This is a genomic window from Imperialibacter sp. (genome assembly GCF_040222385.1).
Taxonomy (GTDB): domain Bacteria; phylum Bacteroidota; class Bacteroidia; order Cytophagales; family Cyclobacteriaceae; genus Imperialibacter.
Window position 1 is genome coordinate 1 of sequence record NZ_JAVKDF010000062.1, and the last position, 2,854, is coordinate 2,854.

4 protein-coding genes are annotated in these 2,854 nt (G+C 45.5%); all 4 read left to right on the forward strand.

Annotated elements, in window-relative coordinates:
* Positions 1-158 precede the first annotated feature (158 nt).
* The 4 genes from RIG68_RS28345 to RIG68_RS28360 all read left to right on the forward strand — a co-directional run bounded on the left by RIG68_RS28345 (position 159) and on the right by RIG68_RS28360 (position 2,712).
* Entirely contained in the window at positions 159-737 is a 579-nt protein-coding gene (locus tag RIG68_RS28345) for a hypothetical protein (RefSeq protein WP_350130348.1), read from the forward strand.
* Positions 738-1,122: 385 nt separating this feature from the next.
* Positions 1,123-1,404: a hypothetical protein gene (locus RIG68_RS28350; RefSeq protein ID WP_350130350.1), complete on the forward strand. Its 282-nt coding sequence runs from the start codon at positions 1,123-1,125 to the stop codon at positions 1,402-1,404.
* A gap of 266 nt (positions 1,405-1,670) precedes the next feature.
* Complete coding sequence (locus tag RIG68_RS28355; RefSeq protein WP_350130352.1) at positions 1,671-2,045, forward strand: hypothetical protein; 375 nt, start codon at positions 1,671-1,673, stop codon at positions 2,043-2,045.
* Positions 2,046-2,226: 181 nt separating this feature from the next.
* Complete coding sequence (locus tag RIG68_RS28360; RefSeq protein WP_350130354.1) at positions 2,227-2,712, forward strand: hypothetical protein; 486 nt, start codon at positions 2,227-2,229, stop codon at positions 2,710-2,712.
* Positions 2,713-2,854: the final 142 nt, after the last annotated feature.

Here is a 2,854-nt window from a genome sequence, read left to right on the forward strand (position 1 = left end):
CGTCATGGGGCTTTACTTGTAAGGAAATGGCAGTGGGGATTGTAGTCCCCGCCACTTTGTGTATTTTTATTCATCGGCGTGGCTATTTGCGGACGGCAGCGGTAACTCATACCAATCCCCACGCCGCATAGCTAGTCGTTAGGCATTATAAGATCTGCATGAGATATTCAACACTCGTACTTTTGTCGTTTCTGACCCTGGCTTCGGTTGCTCAGAGCCAACCCGAGACGAACGTCATCTACGGTGATAGACACATCTTCACCATTTCGACACCCGACGGCTGGGTGAATGACAAACAGCTTGCTTCCAAGATTGGGCTAGCCTCTTTCTTCTATGCAAAAGCCGACGCTGACAAGAACCCAAAGAGTTATATGTACGCAATGGGGTATGACAAGAGTCCTGACAACAAGAATCTGGAATCTTTCGTAAATGGCGATATCAAGAATTTCAAGGTCAAGTATCCAGACCTGACATTTGAGCAAATCGCTGTTGGTAAGTCTGGAGCAATCATAGACGCAACAATGCTGTCCTTTACTAGCCTGGGTGACCGCTTCAAAGAGGAAGTCATTTATTTAGAAACCGAACTATCGGTCATCGTTTTCAGCTTCTCAACTTTCAATAAATCCGACTACCTGAATTACCAGCCTGCGTTCGATCAGTTGGTTGGGTCATTCAACTATCGTGGAGCCGATCCGAAGCCTTTTCTGGAATGGCAGAAGAAGCAGGACGGGAACTGAAAAATGCCTAACACGACGCTAAGAATGAATGTGGGCTTCTCCAGTTTTCATAGGATTGATGGCTTGGATTGTCAGCCACAAAAGTTAAATTTATTCATCGGCGTGGCTAAGTGCTAGTGGAGAGGGAACTGTATAAAACTCCCACACTCATCTTAGCGAGTCGTTGTGAGCAATATGCATGGACGTAATGGGACGTAGACAATCGATAGCTCTTGCCATCATCATGGCTGGACTAGTTACTGGATGCATTCAAAATAGGACTAAAGTCTGGCCGGCTGCGGAGGAATTTGGGAGATCGTTCAATATTCGCAGAGGTGAACTCGGCCTTCCAAAAATCGAAGATGATTGGATTGCTCATGATCTAGACTCGACCGGTGCGGTATGGATGGACGGTTCACACAGACTGTCGAGAAAGGATGCCCATCACTTTGCAAAGGAAGTGACAATAGACCACGGACGACTGATTGCCGAAGAGGACTCTTACAATAAATTCAACAATGACAGTGTGTCTAGCAGACTAATCTACCTCTATAGCTTTGGCTCTAAGACATGGGACTGCAAATTAATCACCCATTATTATCGTGCCTTTCCACCAAGCGTGTCGGAGCAGTTAGATTTAGCGGAAGCGGATTCTGTCCTTAATAGCTGGGGACTCAGCAGAAACTAGAAAAAAGCTCACAACACAGGCCTAAAAATGAATGTGGGCTTCATCGGTTGTCAAAGGTCGGTTGGCTTGGAATGTTCGCCACAAGAGTTAATTTTAGATTTGGCGTGGCTAAGATGGGTAGGAAGCGGAGCTGCATAAAACTCCCCCACTCATTTTAGGCAGACGTTGGGCTTCATTCCCGGAACGTAATGAGACAATTATTTACTGCGTGTTTTTTATCTTTTTGCCTAACCGGACATCTCGGCTGCTCAAACGTACAACAAGAAATGAAACTAGAGAACCTAATTGCTGACTGGATTTCAAACAACCAAATTTTAGCAACTGACCTTCAAGGAATTGAAGCATGTCATTTCGGAATTCTTGAGACAACCGAAGGATACATGATTTATTTAATTGGGGCTAAAGAATATGATCCAGACAACGATGACTGGGCAATCGAAGTCGATTTCGAACCGACCAATAAATACTTGGAAATTCCAACGGAACTGACCGACCATCTAGACTGGATGGCTGTACTTGAACTGGTTGTGAAGTCCCTGGCGGACTACTTAAGCTCGGACGCATTTACTAACAGTCAGCTAGCCAATGTAGACGTGATAACAACTGGCTTTGACGGCGGAGACCTAAGCCGAATAAAATGAAAAACGAAAGCCCAACACAGGCCTAAAAATGAATGTGGGCTTCGTTGGTTTTCAAGCATTTGCTGGCTTGGATTGTCCGCCACAAAAGTTAATTTTATCATCGGCGTGGCTAAGTGGTGATGGAAGCAGTACTGCATAAAACTCCCACACTCATTTTAGGCAGGCGTTGGCAAACATAGGAATGGCGAATTGGCAAAAAGAAAGAGTGGTTAGTGCTGCGGGTGTCTATGGTGCTGCATGGACGGATGAAAACAAGCTAATTGTCACCTCTCCCGACGGCTATTCGATCACTCCCTGTTTCGCAGACGGACTGCAAATAACAAGACTTGGTAGCAACTTGCCAGAATCTGTAGGTTATTCGGACTTTACCCATTATATCACTGAGGAATACCCAAATCCGATTGAGATTTTTAATTGGGATAACCCAGTTGGCAAAGCGAGGACTTCTGACGGCTACCTGCTTTTCCTTTCAAAAGACGGGGCCGATCAAGAGGTTTTTATAAAGCATCAAGACGATAGTAATTACCTGCAAGTGGTACCACTCGAACGTCTGGAAAATTTTGATCTAAGTTTTTCTTTCTCCCCCAATGACGAATGCTTTGCAGTAGTTGGAAGCGGTGGAGTAGAAATTTTCAGAAGGGAAAAGTCTGCCAACAAGGGGCTATAGCGAATGGGGCCCTCGCCGCTAAACTGACGGATGCTGGCTTGGATTGTACGCCACAAATTATAAATTTATCATCGGCGTGGCTATGCGCAAGTGGGCAGCGAAGTGCATAAAACAACCCCACTCGCCATAGCCGGGCGTTATC